This window comes from Clostridioides sp. ES-S-0010-02, assembly GCA_020641055.1.
Lineage (GTDB): Bacteria > Bacillota > Clostridia > Peptostreptococcales > Peptostreptococcaceae > Clostridioides.
This window is the reverse complement of sequence record CP067345.1, coordinates 4098088-4116497: the sequence shown is the minus strand read 5'-3', so window position 1 is coordinate 4116497 and position 18410 is coordinate 4098088. Positions and strand designations below refer to the sequence as shown.

Annotated in this window: 24 protein-coding genes and 1 pseudogene; all 25 read left to right on the top strand. The window is 30.1% G+C overall.

The features are described from left to right. Positions 1-13 precede the first annotated feature (13 nt). The 25 genes and pseudogenes from JJC01_19195 (at position 14) to JJC01_19075 (ending at position 18405) form a co-directional block, all read left to right on the top strand. Positions 14-697 (top strand): helix-turn-helix domain-containing protein, encoded by a 684-nt coding sequence (locus JJC01_19195; protein UDN58254.1) that lies wholly within the window; start codon positions 14-16, stop codon positions 695-697. After that, positions 675-1928 carry a PBSX family phage terminase large subunit gene (locus tag JJC01_19190; protein UDN58253.1) on the top strand — a complete coding sequence of 418 codons (1254 nt, stop codon included), beginning with the start codon at positions 675-677 and terminating at the stop codon, positions 1926-1928. The genes JJC01_19195 and JJC01_19190 overlap by 23 nt, the downstream gene beginning before the upstream one ends. Positions 1929-1933: 5 nt before the next feature. Further along, positions 1934-3373 (top strand): phage portal protein, encoded by a 1440-nt coding sequence (locus JJC01_19185; GenBank protein ID UDN58252.1) that lies wholly within the window; start codon positions 1934-1936, stop codon positions 3371-3373. Beyond that, complete coding sequence (locus JJC01_19180) at positions 3363-4898, top strand: minor capsid protein (GenBank protein ID UDN58251.1); 1536 nt, start codon at positions 3363-3365, stop codon at positions 4896-4898. Before JJC01_19185 ends, JJC01_19180 begins: the two co-directional genes overlap by 11 nt. 1 nt (position 4899) lies before the next feature. After that, positions 4900-5148 (top strand): hypothetical protein, encoded by a 249-nt coding sequence (locus tag JJC01_19175; protein ID UDN58250.1) that lies wholly within the window; start codon positions 4900-4902, stop codon positions 5146-5148. A 73-nt stretch (positions 5149-5221) separates the two neighbouring features. After that, positions 5222-5629 carry a hypothetical protein gene (locus tag JJC01_19170; GenBank protein ID UDN58249.1) on the top strand — a complete coding sequence of 136 codons (408 nt, stop codon included), beginning with the start codon at positions 5222-5224 and terminating at the stop codon, positions 5627-5629. Then, positions 5630-5827: a hypothetical protein gene (locus JJC01_19165; GenBank protein ID UDN58248.1), complete on the top strand. Its 198-nt coding sequence runs from the start codon at positions 5630-5632 to the stop codon at positions 5825-5827. It abuts the gene before it with no gap. Positions 5828-5868: 41 nt separating this feature from the next. Next, positions 5869-6096: a hypothetical protein gene (locus JJC01_19160; protein ID UDN58247.1), complete on the top strand. Its 228-nt coding sequence runs from the start codon at positions 5869-5871 to the stop codon at positions 6094-6096. A gap of 43 nt (positions 6097-6139) precedes the next feature. Further along, positions 6140-6703 (top strand): phage scaffolding protein, encoded by a 564-nt coding sequence (locus tag JJC01_19155; GenBank protein UDN58246.1) that lies wholly within the window; start codon positions 6140-6142, stop codon positions 6701-6703. Positions 6704-6714: 11 nt separating this feature from the next. After that, complete coding sequence (locus JJC01_19150; GenBank protein ID UDN58245.1) at positions 6715-7605, top strand: capsid protein; 891 nt, start codon at positions 6715-6717, stop codon at positions 7603-7605. Positions 7606-7622: 17 nt separating this feature from the next. Further along, positions 7623-7853: pseudogene (locus JJC01_19145) on the top strand (hypothetical protein). A 72-nt stretch (positions 7854-7925) separates the two neighbouring features. Continuing rightward, a complete protein-coding gene (locus JJC01_19140) occupies positions 7926-8336 on the top strand; it encodes a hypothetical protein (protein ID UDN58244.1) in 411 nt (136 codons plus the stop codon). Then, entirely contained in the window at positions 8330-8692 is a 363-nt protein-coding gene (locus JJC01_19135) for a hypothetical protein (protein UDN58243.1), read from the top strand. The genes JJC01_19140 and JJC01_19135 overlap by 7 nt, the downstream gene beginning before the upstream one ends. Further along, positions 8692-9117, top strand: a complete 426-nt coding sequence (locus tag JJC01_19130) for an HK97 gp10 family phage protein (GenBank protein UDN58242.1) — start codon at positions 8692-8694, stop codon at positions 9115-9117. Before JJC01_19135 ends, JJC01_19130 begins: the two co-directional genes overlap by 1 nt. Further along, positions 9110-9547 (top strand): hypothetical protein, encoded by a 438-nt coding sequence (locus JJC01_19125; GenBank protein UDN58241.1) that lies wholly within the window; start codon positions 9110-9112, stop codon positions 9545-9547. Before JJC01_19130 ends, JJC01_19125 begins: the two co-directional genes overlap by 8 nt. Then, a complete protein-coding gene (locus tag JJC01_19120) occupies positions 9540-9716 on the top strand; it encodes a hypothetical protein (protein ID UDN58240.1) in 177 nt (58 codons plus the stop codon). Before JJC01_19125 ends, JJC01_19120 begins: the two co-directional genes overlap by 8 nt. A gap of 1 nt (position 9717) precedes the next feature. Continuing rightward, positions 9718-11028, top strand: a complete 1311-nt coding sequence (locus tag JJC01_19115) for a phage tail sheath family protein (GenBank protein ID UDN58239.1) — start codon at positions 9718-9720, stop codon at positions 11026-11028. A 35-nt stretch (positions 11029-11063) separates the two neighbouring features. Beyond that, positions 11064-11522, top strand: a complete 459-nt coding sequence (locus tag JJC01_19110) for a phage tail tube protein (GenBank protein UDN60219.1) — start codon at positions 11064-11066, stop codon at positions 11520-11522. 52 nt (positions 11523-11574) lie between these two features. Further along, positions 11575-11832, top strand: coding sequence for a hypothetical protein (locus JJC01_19105; protein ID UDN58238.1), 258 nt, complete (start codon positions 11575-11577; stop codon positions 11830-11832). 1 nt (position 11833) lies between these two features. Further along, positions 11834-12274: a phage portal protein gene (locus tag JJC01_19100; protein UDN58237.1), complete on the top strand. Its 441-nt coding sequence runs from the start codon at positions 11834-11836 to the stop codon at positions 12272-12274. Beyond that, positions 12274-12468, top strand: a complete 195-nt coding sequence (locus tag JJC01_19095; protein UDN60218.1) for a hypothetical protein — start codon at positions 12274-12276, stop codon at positions 12466-12468. The genes JJC01_19100 and JJC01_19095 overlap by 1 nt, the downstream gene beginning before the upstream one ends. 65 nt (positions 12469-12533) lie before the next feature. After that, positions 12534-13301 carry a DUF4428 domain-containing protein gene (locus JJC01_19090; GenBank protein UDN58236.1) on the top strand — a complete coding sequence of 256 codons (768 nt, stop codon included), beginning with the start codon at positions 12534-12536 and terminating at the stop codon, positions 13299-13301. Between the two features lie 68 nt (positions 13302-13369). Then, on the top strand, positions 13370-15742 hold the full coding sequence (locus tag JJC01_19085; protein ID UDN58235.1) for a tape measure protein: 2373 nt from the start codon (positions 13370-13372) through the stop codon (positions 15740-15742). Positions 15743-15758: 16 nt separating this feature from the next. Next, positions 15759-16454 (top strand): LysM peptidoglycan-binding domain-containing protein, encoded by a 696-nt coding sequence (locus JJC01_19080; GenBank protein UDN58234.1) that lies wholly within the window; start codon positions 15759-15761, stop codon positions 16452-16454. Then, positions 16447-18405 carry a C40 family peptidase gene (locus JJC01_19075; GenBank protein UDN58233.1) on the top strand — a complete coding sequence of 653 codons (1959 nt, stop codon included), beginning with the start codon at positions 16447-16449 and terminating at the stop codon, positions 18403-18405. Before JJC01_19080 ends, JJC01_19075 begins: the two co-directional genes overlap by 8 nt. Positions 18406-18410 lie beyond the last annotated feature (5 nt).

Here is an 18410-nt window from a genome sequence, read left to right as displayed (position 1 = left end):
ACGAGGTGGTGATGTGCAAGATGTCAAAGAAAATGTAAAACAAGATTACCTAAAAGGTATGAAACAAAAGGAAATATCAGCAAAGTATGACATTAGTTTAAACACTTTAAAGTCATGGATAAAGAGATACAATTGGTCTAGTGAGAAAAAGAAGAGTGCACCTAAAAGTAAAAGGGGTGCACCCATAGGTAATAAAAATGCTACTGGTCCACCTGGAAATAAGAACGCTGAAAAATTCGGTTTCTTCTCAAAATACTTACCCGAAGAAACTCAAGACCTAATTAATGAGATAAATAATAAAGATAAATTTGATATTCTTTGGGAACAGATAACAATTCAATATGCAGCAATAATAAGAGCACAAAAGATAATGTATGTTAAAGATAAAGAAGAAATGATTAAGGAACTCAAAAAACATGAAAGTACAGAAAATGGCGAGAAGATAGAATATGAATTCCAATTTGCATGGGATAGGCAAGCATCTTTTCTTAATGCACAGAGTAGGGCAATGAGTGAGTTAAGGAGCCTTATAAAGCAGTATGATGAAATGATTCATAAGGATTGGAATTTGGCTACAGAGGAGCAGAAAAATAGAGTTGAGAAGTTAAAATGTGAAGTAAGAGAACTTAATAGAACTGATGACGAAAATGATGAATTAAAAATAGTAATAGATTATGGTGATTCTAATGATAACTAGAGTACAATTTAATCCATCTTTTAGAGAAGCTAACTTTACTAAAAAAAGATACAGAGCTATGAAAGGTTCAGCAGGGAGTGGAAAATCTGTTAATGTAGCACAGGATTATATCCTAAAGCTAGGTGATAAAAAGTATCAAGGAGCTAACTTATTAGTAGTTAGAAAATCAGAAGCTACACACAAGTATTCAACCTATGCAGAACTTACAGGAGCTATAAATCGTATTTATGGTAAACAAGCTGATAAATATTGGAAAACAACTTTAAATCCTTTAGAAATTAAGAACAAAGTTACTGGTAATTCTATAATTTTCAGAGGGGTTAATGATGCAAAACAAAGAGAAAAATTAAAATCAATTAACTTCTCGAAAGGTAAGCTAACATGGGTTTGGTGTGAAGAAGCTACAGAACTTATGGAAAGTGATATAGATATACTAGACGACCGTTTAAGAGGTATTTTAACTAACCCTAATTTATACTATCAAATGACATTTACATTTAATCCGGTTTCAGCCACTCATTGGATAAAAAGAAAATATTTTGATTATAAAAATGATGATATATTCACTCATCATAGCACTTATTTACAAAATAGATTCATTGATGAAGCTTACTATAGAAGAATGCAAATGAGAAAAGAGCAAGACCCCGAAGGTTATAGAGTATATGGACTTGGAGAATGGGGAGAAACTGGTGGAGCAATACTTAAAAATTATGTTATACATGAATTTCCTACAGAATTTGAGTATTTTGATAATATGAGACTGTCACAAGACTTTGGATTTAACCATGCAAATGTAATACTTAGAATTGGTTTTAAGGATGGCGAACTATATATATGTAATGAAATATATGTACATGAAATGGATACATCAGAAATAATAAGAATTGCAAATAGTAAAGGGTTAGAAAAGAATTTATTTATGTATTGTGATAGTGCTGAACCAGATAGAATTAAAATGTGGAAAAGTGCGGGATATAAAGCTAAAGGAGTTAAAAAAGGATCTGGAAGTGTTAAAGCTCAAATAGATTATTTAAAACAGTTAAGAATACATGTACATCCTAGTTGCACCAATACAATAAAAGAAATTCAACAATGGAAATGGAAACAAGATGAAAGAACAGGGTTATATCTTGATGAACCAGTTGAATTTATGGATGATGCAATGGCAGCTCTTAGATATTCTATAGATAATAAACTTAAAAATAGTGGAATAAGCTTCTTGAAATAAAGGAGGTGTTAAAAATTTATATAAGTGAAACAGACTTAATAAAAGCTCAACTAAAAAAAGAGAGTACTTTTAATTTAATTAATGTTATAGAACATTACATTTTAAAACACAGACCAGAGCAGTATAAACAAGGAGAAGAATACTATTATGGTAATACTGATGTAAACAATAAGAGAAGATATTATCTCTTAGATGGAGCTAAGGTTGATGATTTTACTAAAGTTAATAATAAAGCAGTCAATAATTATCATAAGCTTTTAGTTGACCAAAAAGTGGGTTATAGTGTTGGGAATCCTATTGTATTTAATGCAGATGATGATAAGCTTACTAAGCTTTTAAATGACTTACTGGGAGAAGAATTTGACGATACAATAACAGAACTATACCTTAATGCTAGTAATAAAGGTATTGAATGGTTACATCCATATGTTAATAGAAAAGGTGAGTTTAAATATGTGATAATACCAGCAGAAGAATCTATTCCTATTTGGGATAGTAAAAGACAGAAGGAATTAGTTGCATTTATTAGATTCTACTACATTGAAGATATAGATGGAAATAAAATAAAAAGAGTTGAATATTATACAGAAAATGACGTAACTTACTTTATTGAAAGAGGTAATAGTTTTGTTCAAGAGTTTTTATATGATGAATATGGAAAAATGACTGATATACAAGAAGGTCATTTTAGAATAAATAACAAAGAACAGGGGTGGGGTAAAGTTCCATTTATACCTTTTAAAAATAATGAAAAGTGTGTCTCAGATTTAACTTTCTATAAGTCTTTAATTGATATATATGATAATAACATTTCTACACTTGCAGACAATTTAGATGAAATACAAGAGGTTATTTACGTATTAAAAGAATATCCAGGAACAAGTCTACAAGAGTTTATAGATAATATAAGATACTATAAATCAATTAAAGTAGATGGTGGAGGTGGAGTTGATAAACTAGAGATAAGTATACCAGTTGAAGCTAAAAAGGAGCTTCTTGATAGATTAGAAAAGAATATAATTATTTTTGGTCAAGGGGTTAATCCCGAATCTCAAAACACAGGTGACAAATCGGGTGTAGCACTTAAATTTTTATATTCACTACTTGATTTAAAATGTTCCAAGACTGAAAAGAAGTTTAAAAAAGCAATTAGAGAACTTTTGTGGTTTGTATGTCAGTATTTAAAGATAAGTAGCAGTAAGAGCTATGATTATAAGTCAGTTCAAATAACATTTAATCACTCTATGATAATAAATGAAGCTGAAAAGATAGATATGGCAGCTAAATCAACTGGAATTATATCAGATGAAACTATTGTTAGTAATCATCCATGGGTTGAAGATGTAAACGACGAACTCGAGAGACTTAAAAAACAGGAAGAGACTCAAAAAGAATATGATGATTTAATTCCTAATAATGAAGATGGTGTTATAGATGAAACATAAAGATTATTGGAGGAAGAGATTTGAACAATTAGAAGAAGCTCAGAATAATAAAAGTGTAAAATACTATCTTGAATTAGAAAAACAATATAAACTAGCTATGACTAGTATAGAAAAAGATATACTTGTATGGTACAATAGATTTGCTCAAAATGAGGGGATTTCTTTATTAGAAGTTAAGAAACTGTTAAATAAAAGAGAACTAGAAGAGTTTAAATGGAGTGTTGAAGAATATATTAAGTATGGTAAAGAAAATGCTATAAATCAAAAGTGGATGAAAGAGTTAGAGAATGCTAGTGCAAGGGTTCATATAACGAGGCTTGAAGCTTTAAAACTACAAATACAACAACAAGTAGAAGTGCTTTATGGAAATGAACTTGATAGCATTGATAGGTTAATGAGAGATATTTATACAAGTGAATATTATCACACAGCTTTTAATGTTCAACAAGGAATAAATGTTGGTTGGAGCTTAATGTCTTTAGATACTAATAAAATAAATAAAGTTATTTCTAAGCCATGGACCAGTGATGGGTTAAATTTCTCAGAAAGAATTTGGGGTAAGCATAGGTCTGCTTTAATCAATGAGTTACACACTAAATTAACTCAATCAATTATTAGAGGTGAAAATCCTAAAAATCTAGTAAATGACTTTGCTAAGATGTTTAATGTATCTAAATCCCAAGCTAAGAATTTAATAATGACTGAATCAGCTTTTTTTGCATCAGCTTCAAGAAAAGATTGTTTTAATGACTTAGATGTAGAGAAATATGAGATAGTTGCTACACTAGATTTAAGAACTTCAAATATATGTAGAGAATTAGATGGTAAAATATTTAATATGAAAGATTATCAAGTTGGAGTTACAGCTCCACCGTTTCATTGTCATTGTCGGACAACAACAGCTCCATTTTTTAGTGATGAAGAAGGTTATAGAGCAGCAAGAGGAGAAGATGGTAAAACTTATTATGTTCCATCAGATATGAAGTACAAAGAATGGTATAAGAAACATATTGAGGATAGACTTGGAAAAGAAAAAGCTGATACTCTTAGAAAAATGCAACTAAATGAGAGTAAAGATAGAAAACAATTTAAGGAATATAAAAAAGTATTAGGAAATGAAATACCTTCTAAATTTGATGAATACCAACATATGAAGTATAATGATATTACAAGGTATGAAGAAGTTAAAAAGCTTTATAAAGATGTAAATTGGCAAGTTAAAAATCAGAGGAATTTAACTAGTGGAAGTGTTCATTCAGTGCCATTTGAATCAAAACCAAATAGTGTATTTGATAATTATAAAGATGGTAAATTAATTCAAAGGAGATACTATGGTAATACAGGAAAACCTAGACTTGATTTAGATTTAACTGACCATAGAAACCCAAAGCAACACAAAATTGTACCTCATAAACATGATTGGTTATCTGATGAAAATAACCATGATAAGGTAAAAAGAGAGAAGGATATGGAGCTTACAAAGGCTCACAAAATAGCTAACAAAGATATTTTGAAAGGAGAATGAAATGGATAATAAATTTAAGAATTTACAACATTTAATTAATTCTATTGATTTAGGATTAGATATAGAATTTGACTTATATAGTAAACCATATAATATATCTATTGGAGATGATGATACAAGATTTATTACTCTTTGTCCTGATGGAGATACAAAGTATTATAAAAATGGTAAAGATATGGTTGATAATTGTAATATTGATGGTAAATTACTAAAGGATTTATGGAAAGATATACAAATAGTAAATATGTAAAAGCACTTACTTAAATGGTAAATTAGTAGGTGCTTTTATTATGTGAAAATTTATTGAGAGGGTGATAAATAATATGTCTAAATTTAAAAGGAAATCCGAGGAAGTAGAAGCCTTCAAATGGATATTAGGAAGTACAAACACTCCCAGATGGTTTTATCAAGCTTTTGAAAAAGGAACTATATGGCTTGATGAATCTTTAAATTCTATGAATCGTAAAGGTGAAGTAAAGAAAACTATCTGTATAAAATATAGAAATGGAGTTATTAGGGCAACTAATGGAGATTTTATTATAAAAGATAGTGAAGGCAAAATTTATTCTTGTACGTGTGGTGAATTTGAAAAGTATTATGAGGATTTAGAGGATGAAAAACTAAGATTAATGACAAAGATTCATAATGAAGAATTTGAATATTTGAGAAGAATACCATTAAAGAACGCAAAATTTACATTTGAACTTATAGGAATTAAGGAGGATGAATAAATGCTTTATCTGTTGTTGCAAATAATAAGTATATGTTTAAGTATTACAGTATTTATGTATGTTACAGGCAATATAGTCTTTAAAATCTATCTTAAAAGTTTAAGAAAAGAATATGAGTCTAATATAAATAAAATTTCTGATGAAATTTTAAAGAGAGTAAGAGAAGAATTAAATAAATCATTAGATGAAAGTCTTTAAGAGTTTTTTTATTTTGTAAGAAATAGAAGGAGGGTGTATTATTGAAAGAATATATAATTTGGTTTAAAAGTGGTAATAGCATATCTGGAATAGTAGATGAAGATGTTGCTGATAAGTTAATGCAAGATTTTATTGAAGCTGACTCAGGTAGGGATTTGAAAGGGTATTTAGATGAAGATGGAACAACAATAATAGATTTATCACAAATAGAAGCTATATCAATAAATAATTGTGATGAGAATAATAATATTGGTTTTAGTAAGTCCTAGATAGGGCTTTTTTATTTTGTAAAAACGAAAGGAGATATTAAAAATGGATTGGATAAAAGAATTACTAGAAGGAATAAAAATAGAGGATAACAAGATTGATGTAGCTTCTCTTCAAAAATCTATAGAAGAAAAAATAAAAGAGACTACAGCTACTAAAGAAGATTATGTAAATCTTAAAACACAACTTAATACAGCTAATGAAACTATTAAAAAGTTTGAAGGAGGTATGACAAAAGAAGATGTAGAGAGTCTAAAAACAACTTATGAAACTGATAAGAAAACTTTAGAAGAAACTTACAAAAAAGAAATTGAAGAAAAAGACTTTAATTACTGGTTAGGTGATGCTTTTAAATCTGTTAAATGTAGAGATGAAATAGCATTAAAAGCTCATTTAGACATGGAAGCACTAAGAAATAGTAAAGATAGACAAAAAGCTTTTGAAGAGCAAATAAACCCTTTAAAAGTGGATAAAGATTATTTATTTAATGCAACACTAGAAGGAGAAGAACCTAAAATAAATACTATAACACCAGGTCAAGAACCTAAAATAACTGATTTTGGTTTTAATTTTACTGGGGTAAGACCTCATGAAAATAATAATAAATAGGAGGAAATAAAATGGCAGCACTAAATTATGCAAAAGAATATTCAAATGTTTTAGCACAAGCATATCCTTATACTTTAAATTTTGGGGATTTGTATGCTACAGAAAATAATGGAAGATATAGATGGACTGGTTCTAAAACAATAGAAATACCAACTATATCTACAACTGGGAGAGTTGATTCAAATAGGGATACAATAGCAGTAGCTCAAAGAAACTATGATAATGCTTGGGAACCTAAAGTATTAACTAACCAAAGGAAATGGTCAACTTTAGTTCATCCAGCAGATATTGACCAAACTAACCATGTAGCTTCAATAGGTAATATAACTCAAGTATATAATGAAGAACAAAAGTTCCCTGAAATGGACGCTTATTGTATATCTAAAATATATGCTGATTGGACATCACTAGGCAAAGTAGCAGATACAACAGTTATTACAACTGCAAATGTTTTAGAAGTATTTGATATGATGATGGAAAGAATGACAGAAGCTAGGGTTCCGGAAAATGGAAGAATATTGTATGTTACACCAGTAATAAACACTCTTATTAAAAATGCTAAAGAGATACAAAGAACAGTAAATATAAAAGATGGAGGGACTTCTCTTAATCGTCAAACAACTGATATAGATACAGTAAAGATAATTAAAATTCCATCAGCACTTATGAAAACTGCATATGATTTTACAACTGGATGGAAAGCAGGAGCAGGAGCTAAACAAATAAATATGTCTTTAATACATCCATCCGCAGTAATTACACCAGTTTCTTATCAGTTCGCTACTTTAGACGAACCAAGAGCAGTTACAGAAGGAAAATACTTGTACTTTGAAGAAAGCTTTGAGGATGTATTTATATTAAATAAAAAAGCTGATGCAATACAATTTGTTGTTGAAGCGTAGAAAAGGAGTGATATATAGTGCCACAAGTAAAAAAACTAAATAGAATACTAACTATAGAAGAATGTAGAATAGATGATTTCTTGGAGATTGGATATGACTTAATAGATGAAACTGGTAAGGCAATAAAGTATGGTAAGTCATTAAATATAAAAGATTTGGTAGCTGAAAATAATATTTTAAGAAATAAAGTAGAATCTTTAGAAGAAGAAAATAAGCAGCTTAAAGATAAAGTAAAAACTTTAGAGGAAAAAGATATCCAATCTATAGAAAAAGCAGAACCTACAGAAAAAAATAAGTCTAACAAAAAGTAGGTGTATGTTATGAAAAAAGAAGCTGATAACATGATTGACAATATAGAAAAAAGACTTGAAGGTTTTGGATATGTATTAAAAGATGGAGACAAGTGGTTAATAGATTTTGTTAAAGAAAAGATAGAGAATATCATTAAACTAGATTGTAATATAAATGTTATTCCTGTTGAATTAAAAGAAATTGAAGTAGATATGATAGTTGGAGAATTTCTATTTACTAAGAAGAATATGGGGCAACTAGATATAGAAAACCTTAATTTTGAAGCTGTAGAAAAGTCTATATCAGAAGGTGATACAAAGGTAGATTTTGCTATAGGGAGTGGCTCACAAACACCCGAACAACGATTTGACAGTCTTATAGCATACCTTACTACTTATGGTAAAGATAAAATATTAACCTTTAGGTGTTTGAGATGGTAAACAAATCAAGGAAAGTAATAGAAATGTTATATAGAGATAAATGCACTATAGTAGAATATCAATCAATTAAAGACCCTATTACAAAACGAACTAATAATAAAGAAGTAGTTGCATTAGAAAATCAACCATGTAAGCTTTCATATAAAAATATAGTTTCTGCTACAGAAGGGAAAGTAGCTAAGCTAGAGCAAACAATTAAACTCTTTATATCTCCAAATATAAGCATTAAAGCAGGTTCTAAGCTTATTATAACTAATCAAAATAATGTTACAAAAGAGTATGTAAGAAGTGGTGAATCTGCGATATATCCAAATCATCAAGAGGTAATATTGGAAATGTTTAAGGATAAAGCATAATGGCTAGATGGGGTAGTGTTGATTTTAGAGAGTTTAAAAGAGCTTGTAAAAGGATGGAGAAATTTACAAAGATTGATTTAGATAAATTTTGTAAAGATGCAGCAAGAGAATTAGCAACAAGGTTACTAGGAAAAGTAATTAGAAGAACACCAGTTGATACAGGATTTCTAAGAGAAGGCTGGAGTGGAGTAGCTTACGCTAGGTCGCTTCCTGTTTACAAACAAGGTAATAATTATATTATAGAAGTTGTTAATCCAACTGAATATGCAAGTTATGTAAATTTCGGGCATAGAACTAAAGATGGTAAGGGATGGGTTAAAGGACAACATTTCTTAACTATTTCAGAAATGGAACTACAAAGTCAAGTTGATAAGATTATAGAGAAAAAGTTATTAATCTTGTTGAAAGGAGTGTTTGATGCTTAATAATATTATAGATGGAATATCAGTGAAATTAGATGGCACATTTGGAGAAAATTTTACAATTTATAGTGAAGATGTGGAGCAAGGTATAAATGAACCTTGTTTTTTTATTGTTCCTTTAAATCCAAGCAAGATACCATATCCAAGTGGCAGGACATTAAATAAGAACTCATTTGATGTACATTATTTTCCGAAAAGCAATGATAAATCATTTGAGATAAATGAGATAGCTGAAATGTTGTTGGAGGAATTAGAGTATATAGAAATTGATGGAGATTTAGTTAGAGGTACGAATATGAACTTTGAAATTATAGATAATGTACTTCATTTCTTTGTTGATTATAACTATTTCACTATGAAAAGTAATAATACAGAAAAAATGAGTGATGTTGAATTGTTTGGTGGATTAAAGAGAGGTGATAAGCTTGAGTAAAACATTAAGTAAAGAAGATAACTACAAATTTAGCAAAGAGCAGATAGTTAATTCTAAAAAGTATGTAAATAGAAAAGATTTATTAAATGCAATTTTAAAAGAAGATGGATTGTATTCCTTCTCAGAGGTAGACAATAGAATAGATAAATTTATGAAAGGAGTGAGTTAATTTGGCTTTAGGTGGAGGAACATTTATAACACAAAATAAGGTACTACCTGGTGCTTATATAAACTTTATTTCAGCTAAGAGGGCAACAAGTTCTCTTAGTGATAGAGGTATTGTAGCAATGCCACTTGAACTTGATTGGGGTATTGATGAAGAAGTATTTCAAGTGACTAGCGATGATTTTGAGAAATATTCAACTAAGTATTTTGGATATGATTACACTCATGAAAAGTTAAAAGGCTTGAGAGATTTATTTAAGAATATAAGATTAGGATACTTCTATAAATTAAATAAAGGTGTTAAAGCTAGTTGCACTATTGCTATAGCTAAATATAGCGGAATAAGAGGTAATGACTTAAAAGTAATAGTTACAACAAATATAGATGATAACACTAAGTTTGAGGTTGTAACACTTTTAGATAATAAGAATGTAGATACACAAATAGTTAAAGTCATTACAGATTTAATTGACAATGACTATATCACTTGGAAGAAGGATGCAACACTAGAAGCAAGTGCAGGTTTGGTATTTAGTAACGGAACTAATGGAGAAGCAATTACAGGGACAGAATATCAAGCTTTCTTAGATAAAATAGAAAGTTATAGTTTTAATGCTTTAGGATGCTTGGCAACAACAACAGAGATTAAAAGTTTATTTGTAGAGTTTACAAAAAGAATGAGAGATAAGGTAGGAGCTAAGTTTCAAACTGTATTATATAAGAAAAGTGATTCAGATTACGAAGGTGTAGTATCTGTAGAAAATAAAATAAAAGATGCTGGACTATTAGAGTCTAGTTTAATTTATTGGACTACTGGAGCTATAGCTGGATGTGACATAAATAAATCTAATACTAACAAAAAGTATGCTGGTGAGTTTGATGTTGATGTTAATTATACTCAAATACAGTTAGAGGAAGCTTTAAAAACTGGTAAGTTTATATTTCATAAAGTTGGTGATGAAGTTCATGTATTAGAGGATATAAACACTTTTGTTAGTTTTACAGATGATAAGAATGATGATTTCTCAAGTAATCAAAGTGTTAGAGTATTAGACCAAATTGCTAATGATATTGCAACTTTATTTAATACAAAATATCAAGGTGCAGTGCCAAACGATAAATCTGGTCGTATTTCATTTTGGAATGATGTAGTAAAGCATCATGAACAACTACAGAATATAAGAGCAATAGAAGATTTTAAAGCTGATGACGTTTCTGTAGAACCTGGGAACGACAAAAAAACTGTTGTAGTAAGTGATGCTGTAAAAGTCATTAATGCCATGAGTAAACTTTATATGACTGTTTCAGTAAGCTAAAAAGGAGAGTGATGTAGGTGTCTAAAAATATTACTATGAATGTTAGAGATGCAATAAGTGGTTCTAAAGCTGAATGTTTTGTAACAATAAAAGGTAAAAGATATAATTTTATGCAAGCTATTAATTTAGAAGCAAAAATGGAAAAAAATAAAAGTGAGATGCCAATACTAGGTAGCATTACAAAAGGAAATAAAAGTACAGGAAGTAAATTTTCAGGGAGTGCAACATTTTATTATAATACTTCTATATTTAGAGAGTTGTTATATGAATACAAAGAGACTGGTGAGGACGTTTACTTTGATATGCAAATTACTAACGAAGACCCAACAAGCTCAGTAGGTCGCCAAACTATAATACTTGAAGATTGCAACCTTGATAGTGGAATAATTGCTAAATTTGATGCTGATGGTGAGTATTTGGATGAGGATGTAGATTTTACTTTTGAGAATTGGAGAATAGTTGAGAAATTCAATATAGCAAATGGTATGGAATAAGATACACATTTATAATTTATAGATGTGTATTTTTTATTTATAAGAATAGGAGATGATTAAAATTAAAAATAAATATGAGATGAAAGATTCAATTTCTTTTAATTACAATGAAAAGATACCTTTGGAGGAACGTGTAAGTGAGGTGTATAAGAAAGCAGGAAAATTTCTTATAGATATTTCAGATAAACTAGCAAGCGATACAATTGAAGGTTCATCATTAGCACCTTTGACATTGAAGATTAAATTAGATGAAGATAAGCTTATAACAATAGAAAAAGAAACAAAATACTTAATTATGGAGGTAGAATAATATGGGAGATTTAAATGCTTTTTTAAGTCAAAATGCAATAAAAGTAGAGAATAGAAAGTATGTGGCAAGTGAAAGGTTTATAGATGGTGAAGGGAAACCAATAGAGTGGGAATTAAAAGCAATAGATTCAGATAGAGATAGACAGTTGAGAAAAAATTCAGCCATAAGAGTTCCTGTTATAGGGAAAAAAGGAAAAGCAACAGGGCAATACACTAGTGAAACAGATTTTAATACTTATACTTTGAAATTGTGTGTAGAAACTGTAGTATTTCCAGATTTACATGATGCAGAACTTCAAAATAGCTATGGTGTAATGGGAGCAGAGGAACTGTTAACAACAATGTTAACTCCTGGCGAATATACAGACCTTTCAAGTGAAGTAGGAGAGGTAAATGGTTTTGATAGGACTTTTGAGGATAAAGTAGAAGAAGCAAAAAACTAATTGAAGAAGGCGATTATGATGCTAGTGCAGCTCATTATTGCCTTCATAAATTCAAATGGAAACCACATGAATATACGGATTTGCCAGACTACGAGAGAGCATTTGTTGCTGCTTCTATAGATATTAAAGTAGAAGAAGAAATAAAAGAAGAAAAAAAGAATGCTAAAGAAGCTAGAAGAAGTAGAAGGAGATAATATCTAATGTAAAAAAATTACTGGTATAGTATAATAATCTTATAAAATCATATGGGGGTAATGTTATGGGGTTATTTGGAAAGAAAAAAGCTGACATATGTTGTATTTGTAATGATGAGATGGGTGTACTAAATATTGAAGATGGTTGGATATGCAATTCTTGTTTTAAAGAATACTGTGATTCACTTTCTATGACTAAAGCACCTAAAATTTTAAGAAAATTAGATATTGAAAAAACTATATCATCAACTAAAAAAAATAATGAACTCCAAAAAATATTTAATCCAACTAATAATATAGAAAACTATATAGAATTTGACGAAGATAATAAAAAATGGCTTGTACCTAAAAGAAGTGTAAACGATAAAAAAGCTCCTATAATTCATTCTTATGAAAATATTGTGGAATTTGAACTTTTAGAAGATGGTGACTCTATAGTTAGTGGAGGATTAGGAAGAGCTATAGTTGGAGGAGCTTTGTTTGGTGCTACTGGAGCTATAGTTGGTGGAGTAACAGGCAAAAAAACGGCAAGAAAGGTTGTTAATTCATTTAAAATTAAAATAACAATTAACAATATTGATAATCCTGTTGAGTATATTGAATTGATTAATAAAAAGACTAAAACCAATTCTAGCGTTTATGAGAAAGCATACAAAGATGCACATAAAATCTTATCAACATTATCTGCTATTACACAAAGTATTAAAGTTGCAGATAATATAAATTCTAGTTCTGTAGCTGATGAAATATTAAAATATAAAAATCTTTTGGATAATGAAGCTATCACACAAGAAGAATTTGACACTAAGAAAAAGGAACTATTGAATTTATAATACATAAGCACTTACTTATTTTTAAGTAAGTGCTTTTATTATTCCTAAAAAGAAAGGAGAGTGAAAAAATGGCAACGATACAAACTTCAATAAAGATTTTCGATGGAATGACACCTGCATTTCGCAACATGACTACATCTATTAATACAACAATTAATAGCTTAGAAAGATTGCAACAAAGATTACACAACCCTATAAATGCTGGCGGAATACAAGCATCTCAACAAAGTTTAAATAATATAGAAAGTATTCTCACAAGGATAGAACAGAAAATTGGAAGAAACACAAATGAGCAAGAAAACTTTAATAATAAAATAAGACAAGGAAGTGAAGCAGGCTCTCTATTAGTGTCTAAATTAAAAAGTATCGCTGGGATATACATTGGAATAAAAGGAATAGAAAGCATTACAAAAGCGGCAGATACAATTGCAAGTACAAAGGCACGTTTAAATCTAATGAACGACGGATTACAGACAACAGAACAATTAAACAAGATGATTTATTTGTCTGCTCAAAGCGCAAGAGCGAGTTATGCAGATACGGCAGCACAAGTCGCTAAACTTGGAATATTAGCAGGAGATGCTTTTGGAAGTTCGGCAGAGGTGATAAAGTTTACAGAACTTATGAATAAAGCTTTTGTAATTGGAGGAACATCAGCAAACGAAGCTAGTGCGGCTATGTATCAGCTTACTCAAGCTATGGGTGCAGGGAAACTTCAAGGTGATGAATTTCGTTCTATAATGGAAAATGCACCATTGCTAGCTGCTAAAATAGCTGATGCAATGGGGAAAACTAAAGAACAATTAAAGGAATTGTCAAGTAGTGGAGCAATAACAGCAGATGTTATAAGAAATGCACTATTTAAAGCTTCTGATGAGATAGAAAAGAAATTCGCAAGTATGCCAATCACTTTTAGTCAAGCACTTACTATGATGAAAAATGACGCCTACATGATTTTTGGTCAGACACTCGGAAAGATAAGCAGGGCTTTGCAAAGCGTTAGATTTAGTGAGATTGTTGTATCTATGCGGAATGTTATGATTGCAATATCTTCAAATATTTACGATACATTAAATATTATAAAAAATATATTAAATAGTGATTTTTTTTCAGATTTTGTTCAAGGAATTACACTAAGTGCAGTATTAATAATACAAGGGCTTGGAGGAATTACTAATGCTGCACTTAGTGTTGTTAATGTTTTTGCACAGAACTGGAGTATAATAAAACCTATTTTGCTTGGGGCAGCTTCTGTTTTTATATTGTTCAGAGGGATTTTGTTGGCAACTAAAATAGCTACAATAGGTAATGTAATTGCGAATATTGCTCATGCGGCTTCATCTTCACTATCAGCGTTTATGACTAATATACAAGCAGCAGCATTAATGCGTTCGAATGGAGCTACTTTGTCAGCAACAATAGCTACTTGGGGTCTAAATGCAGCTTTATTAGCTTGTCCAATCACATGGGTAGTATTAGGCATTCTAGCATTTGTAGTAGTAATTTTTGTTGCAGTAGCAGCAGTAAACAAGTTTGCAGGAACGAGTTTAACCGCATTAGGGGTAATAGTAGGTGCAGTATTTGCAGCAGTTGCAGCAATACAAAATGTTATGATTTGGTTATTAAATGGTTGCATAACTGTAAATGAAGGAATTATAAATGGTTGGAATCAATGTGTATATCTAATGAAACAGGCTATTGCAAAAGGTGTAATCTTTATAATAGAAAAAATGGCATCTCTAAATGATTCTGTAAATTCAGCAGGGAATGCACTTGGGAAAGCTTTTGTTGATGGGGCAAATATCGCAATACGAGGTGTGAATAAGCTTGTTGACTTGTTAAATAAAATACCTGGAGTAGATATTGGAAAAGTTGGAGAAGCAACATTTACACCAGTCAAGGCAGATAATAGCACAATTAAAAAACAAATTGCAGATTTAAATAAATGGGTAGGAGATGCACCAGAAAAAATAAAACTGGATAGAATGGGATACAAAGATATTGGAGCGGAATTTCAAAAGGGAAATGCTCTAGGAACTAAGTGGCAAAATGCTATATCTAATAAATTAAAAGATACTTTTGACATTAACAAGATGCTAGAAGATGCAAAAGATAAGCTGGGATTAAAAGACTTATGGGATAAAAATAAGTATGGGTTAGATAATGGCATAGGTTCAAGTGATTTAGGGAAAAGTGCAAAAGATACTGCGGGAAATACTGCAAAGATGGCTAAAACAATGGATAAAAGTCAAGAAGACCTTAAATATCTTAGAGACATTGCAGAACAAGAGACTATCAATCGTTTTACAGGAGTAAACATTAAAATTGACATGAATAATACAAACAACATAAGTAAAGATGCAGATGTAGATGGAATAGTTAATGTACTAACAGAAAAATTAAACGATGCCATGATTGTATCTGCTGAGGGAATAGTTTAGGAAGGAGAGTGAGAAAATGGCTTATAACTTTTATTTAGATGGAGTACAATTACCAATACCTCCTCCAAAGTTAGAGATTAAAGTAACAAATAAGAATAAGACAGTAGACCTAATAAATACTGGAGAAGTAAACATATTAAAAAAGGAAGGGCTATCTGAAATAAGTTTTGAAGCAGAATTTACACACAATAAACTACCTTTTTATCACGGTCAATTTAAAGATGTTCAATTCTTTTTAAGTAAACTAGAACTACTAAAAACCGATTGTAAGCCATTTCAATTTATTGTATCTCGTGAGTTAGGTAACAAGGTCTTATTTAACACTAATATAAAAGTGTCATTAGAAGAATACACAATTTTGGAAGATGCAGACAATGGCTCAGATACAAAAGTTTCTATTAAATTAAAACAATATAGAGATTATTCAACTAAAAAATTAGTTCCTGCTACACCTAAAAATACTAGTGATACTGGGAGACCGAACGTAAAGATAGAACCTAAGAGGGTCGATTCTGTTAATGCCCCAAGTGGTAAAACATACACAGTCAAATCGGGTGATTCTCTTTGGTCAATCTGTCAAAAGCAGTTAGGAAATGGGTCATTATATAAAAAAGTATATGAACTAAATAAATCTATGATGGATAAAGCAAATAAAGGTAAGAATCTATCTAAGTATACTATTTACAAAGGGCAGGTGTTGAGGCTTGGCTGATGATTTAGTTTTGGCGAATGATAGAGATGTAAGATTGGTTATTGCACATTGGGAAGATTTCTATGAACCTGCCGTTTTAGATGGAATTACATGGGAAATTGAAAGGCGAGGAACACCAAGCAAGTTAGAATTTACAATAGTTATGGATGATATACTGCAATTTTGCGAAGGAAATTCTGTAAGGCTGTATTATAAAGGAATAGGTATCTTCTATGGATATATTTTTCAAAAGAAAAGAGACAAAGAAAATCATATTAAAATTATTGCATATGACCAGTTAAGATATTTTAAAAATAAAGATACTTATGTATATAGTAATAAAACAGCAAGCGAACTTATAAAAATGCTCGCTAAAGATTTTAAGCTGAAATACAATGTCATAGAAGATACAAAATATAAAATATCTAGAGTTGAAGAAAATAAAACACTCTTTGATATGGTTTTAACTGCACTTGATGATACTTTAAGAGAAAAAAAAGAAATGTTTACCTTGTATGATGATTTTGGAAGGATAACATTAAAAAATGTTGCTTCTATGAAACTAGATACTGTTATGAATAATGATGTAATAGAAGACTTTGACTATAATTCATCAATAGATAGTGATACTTATACAAAAATTAAACTTGTCAAAGACAATGAGGAGTCAGGTAAAAGAGATGTTTATATTGCACAAGATTCTACGCATATGAGGAGTTGGGGAATACTTCAAATGTTTGATACTGTGGACAAGAACATGAGTGAAGCAGAAATAAAACAAAAATGTGATATACTTTTAAAACTATATAATAAGAAAACTAAGTCATTAAGTTTAAAAAATGTGCTTGGTGATGTGAGGGTGAGAGCAGGTTGTTTAGTACCTGTTTTTTTAGATTTAGGAGATATAGAAGTTCAAAATTATATGCTAGTTGAGAAAGTAAAGCATAATTTTGAAAACAATTCGCATTTCATGGACCTAACTTTAGTTGATGGAGACGAATTTGCTTCTTATTCTTCAAGTTCCTATTCAAGTGGAAACACAAATAATAAAGATGAAAAGAAAAATGGTCCTGCACAAAGTACTACAAGTAAAGAAGATAATGACATGATAAATAAATTGAATAAAGTATTTAAAGGAAAATTATCAAATACAGGAAATATATTTGTTAAATATTCTAATGCTTACAAAGTCAATGCAGCTTTAATGGCTGCTATTTCTATACATGAAACTGGTAATGGTAGTTCCTCGCTTTGTAAAAATAAAAACAATTTCTTTGGAATGAAAGGTATGTCTTTTAGTTCTGTAGATGATGGGATAAAAAGAGGTATTAGCAATTTATCAAGAAATTATATTCATATTGGAAGAAAAACATTAGAGCGTATTAGAGACAAATATGCACCTCTTTATGATAGCCCTCTTAATAAAGATTGGGTACCAGGGGTAAGCAAGTTCTATAAACAAATAGCAGGAAGTAGCTATAGTCCTAATAATTCAGGTACAGGAGTTGGAAGTAATGAAGAAGCAGAAAAGAATTTAAAAGATACAACTTATCAAGTTCAAAATAATAACAATGCTAATACATCTACAAACAATAGCTCTAAAGCAGATAAACTAATTAGTGTAGCAAAAAGTAAATTAGGTTGTAAATATGCTCGAGGAGCAGAAGGACCTAACACTTTTGATTGTTCTGGGTTTACTCAATGGTGTTATAAACAAATAGGAATAAGCATCCCTAGAACAGTTGCAACACAAAGTAAAGCAGGAAAGGCTGTGGATTTAAAAGATAGAAACAAGTGGCAAGCAGGAGACTTATTGTGTAGAGTTGGCGGAGGAAGTAGCAATCACGTAATGATATATCTTGGAAATGGTCAAATGATTCATTCACCACAGACTGGTGATGTAGTAAAAATACAGTCAGTTGATTCATATAGAAAAGGAAAAGCATACACACATGTGAGAAGATTTATATAAGTGAG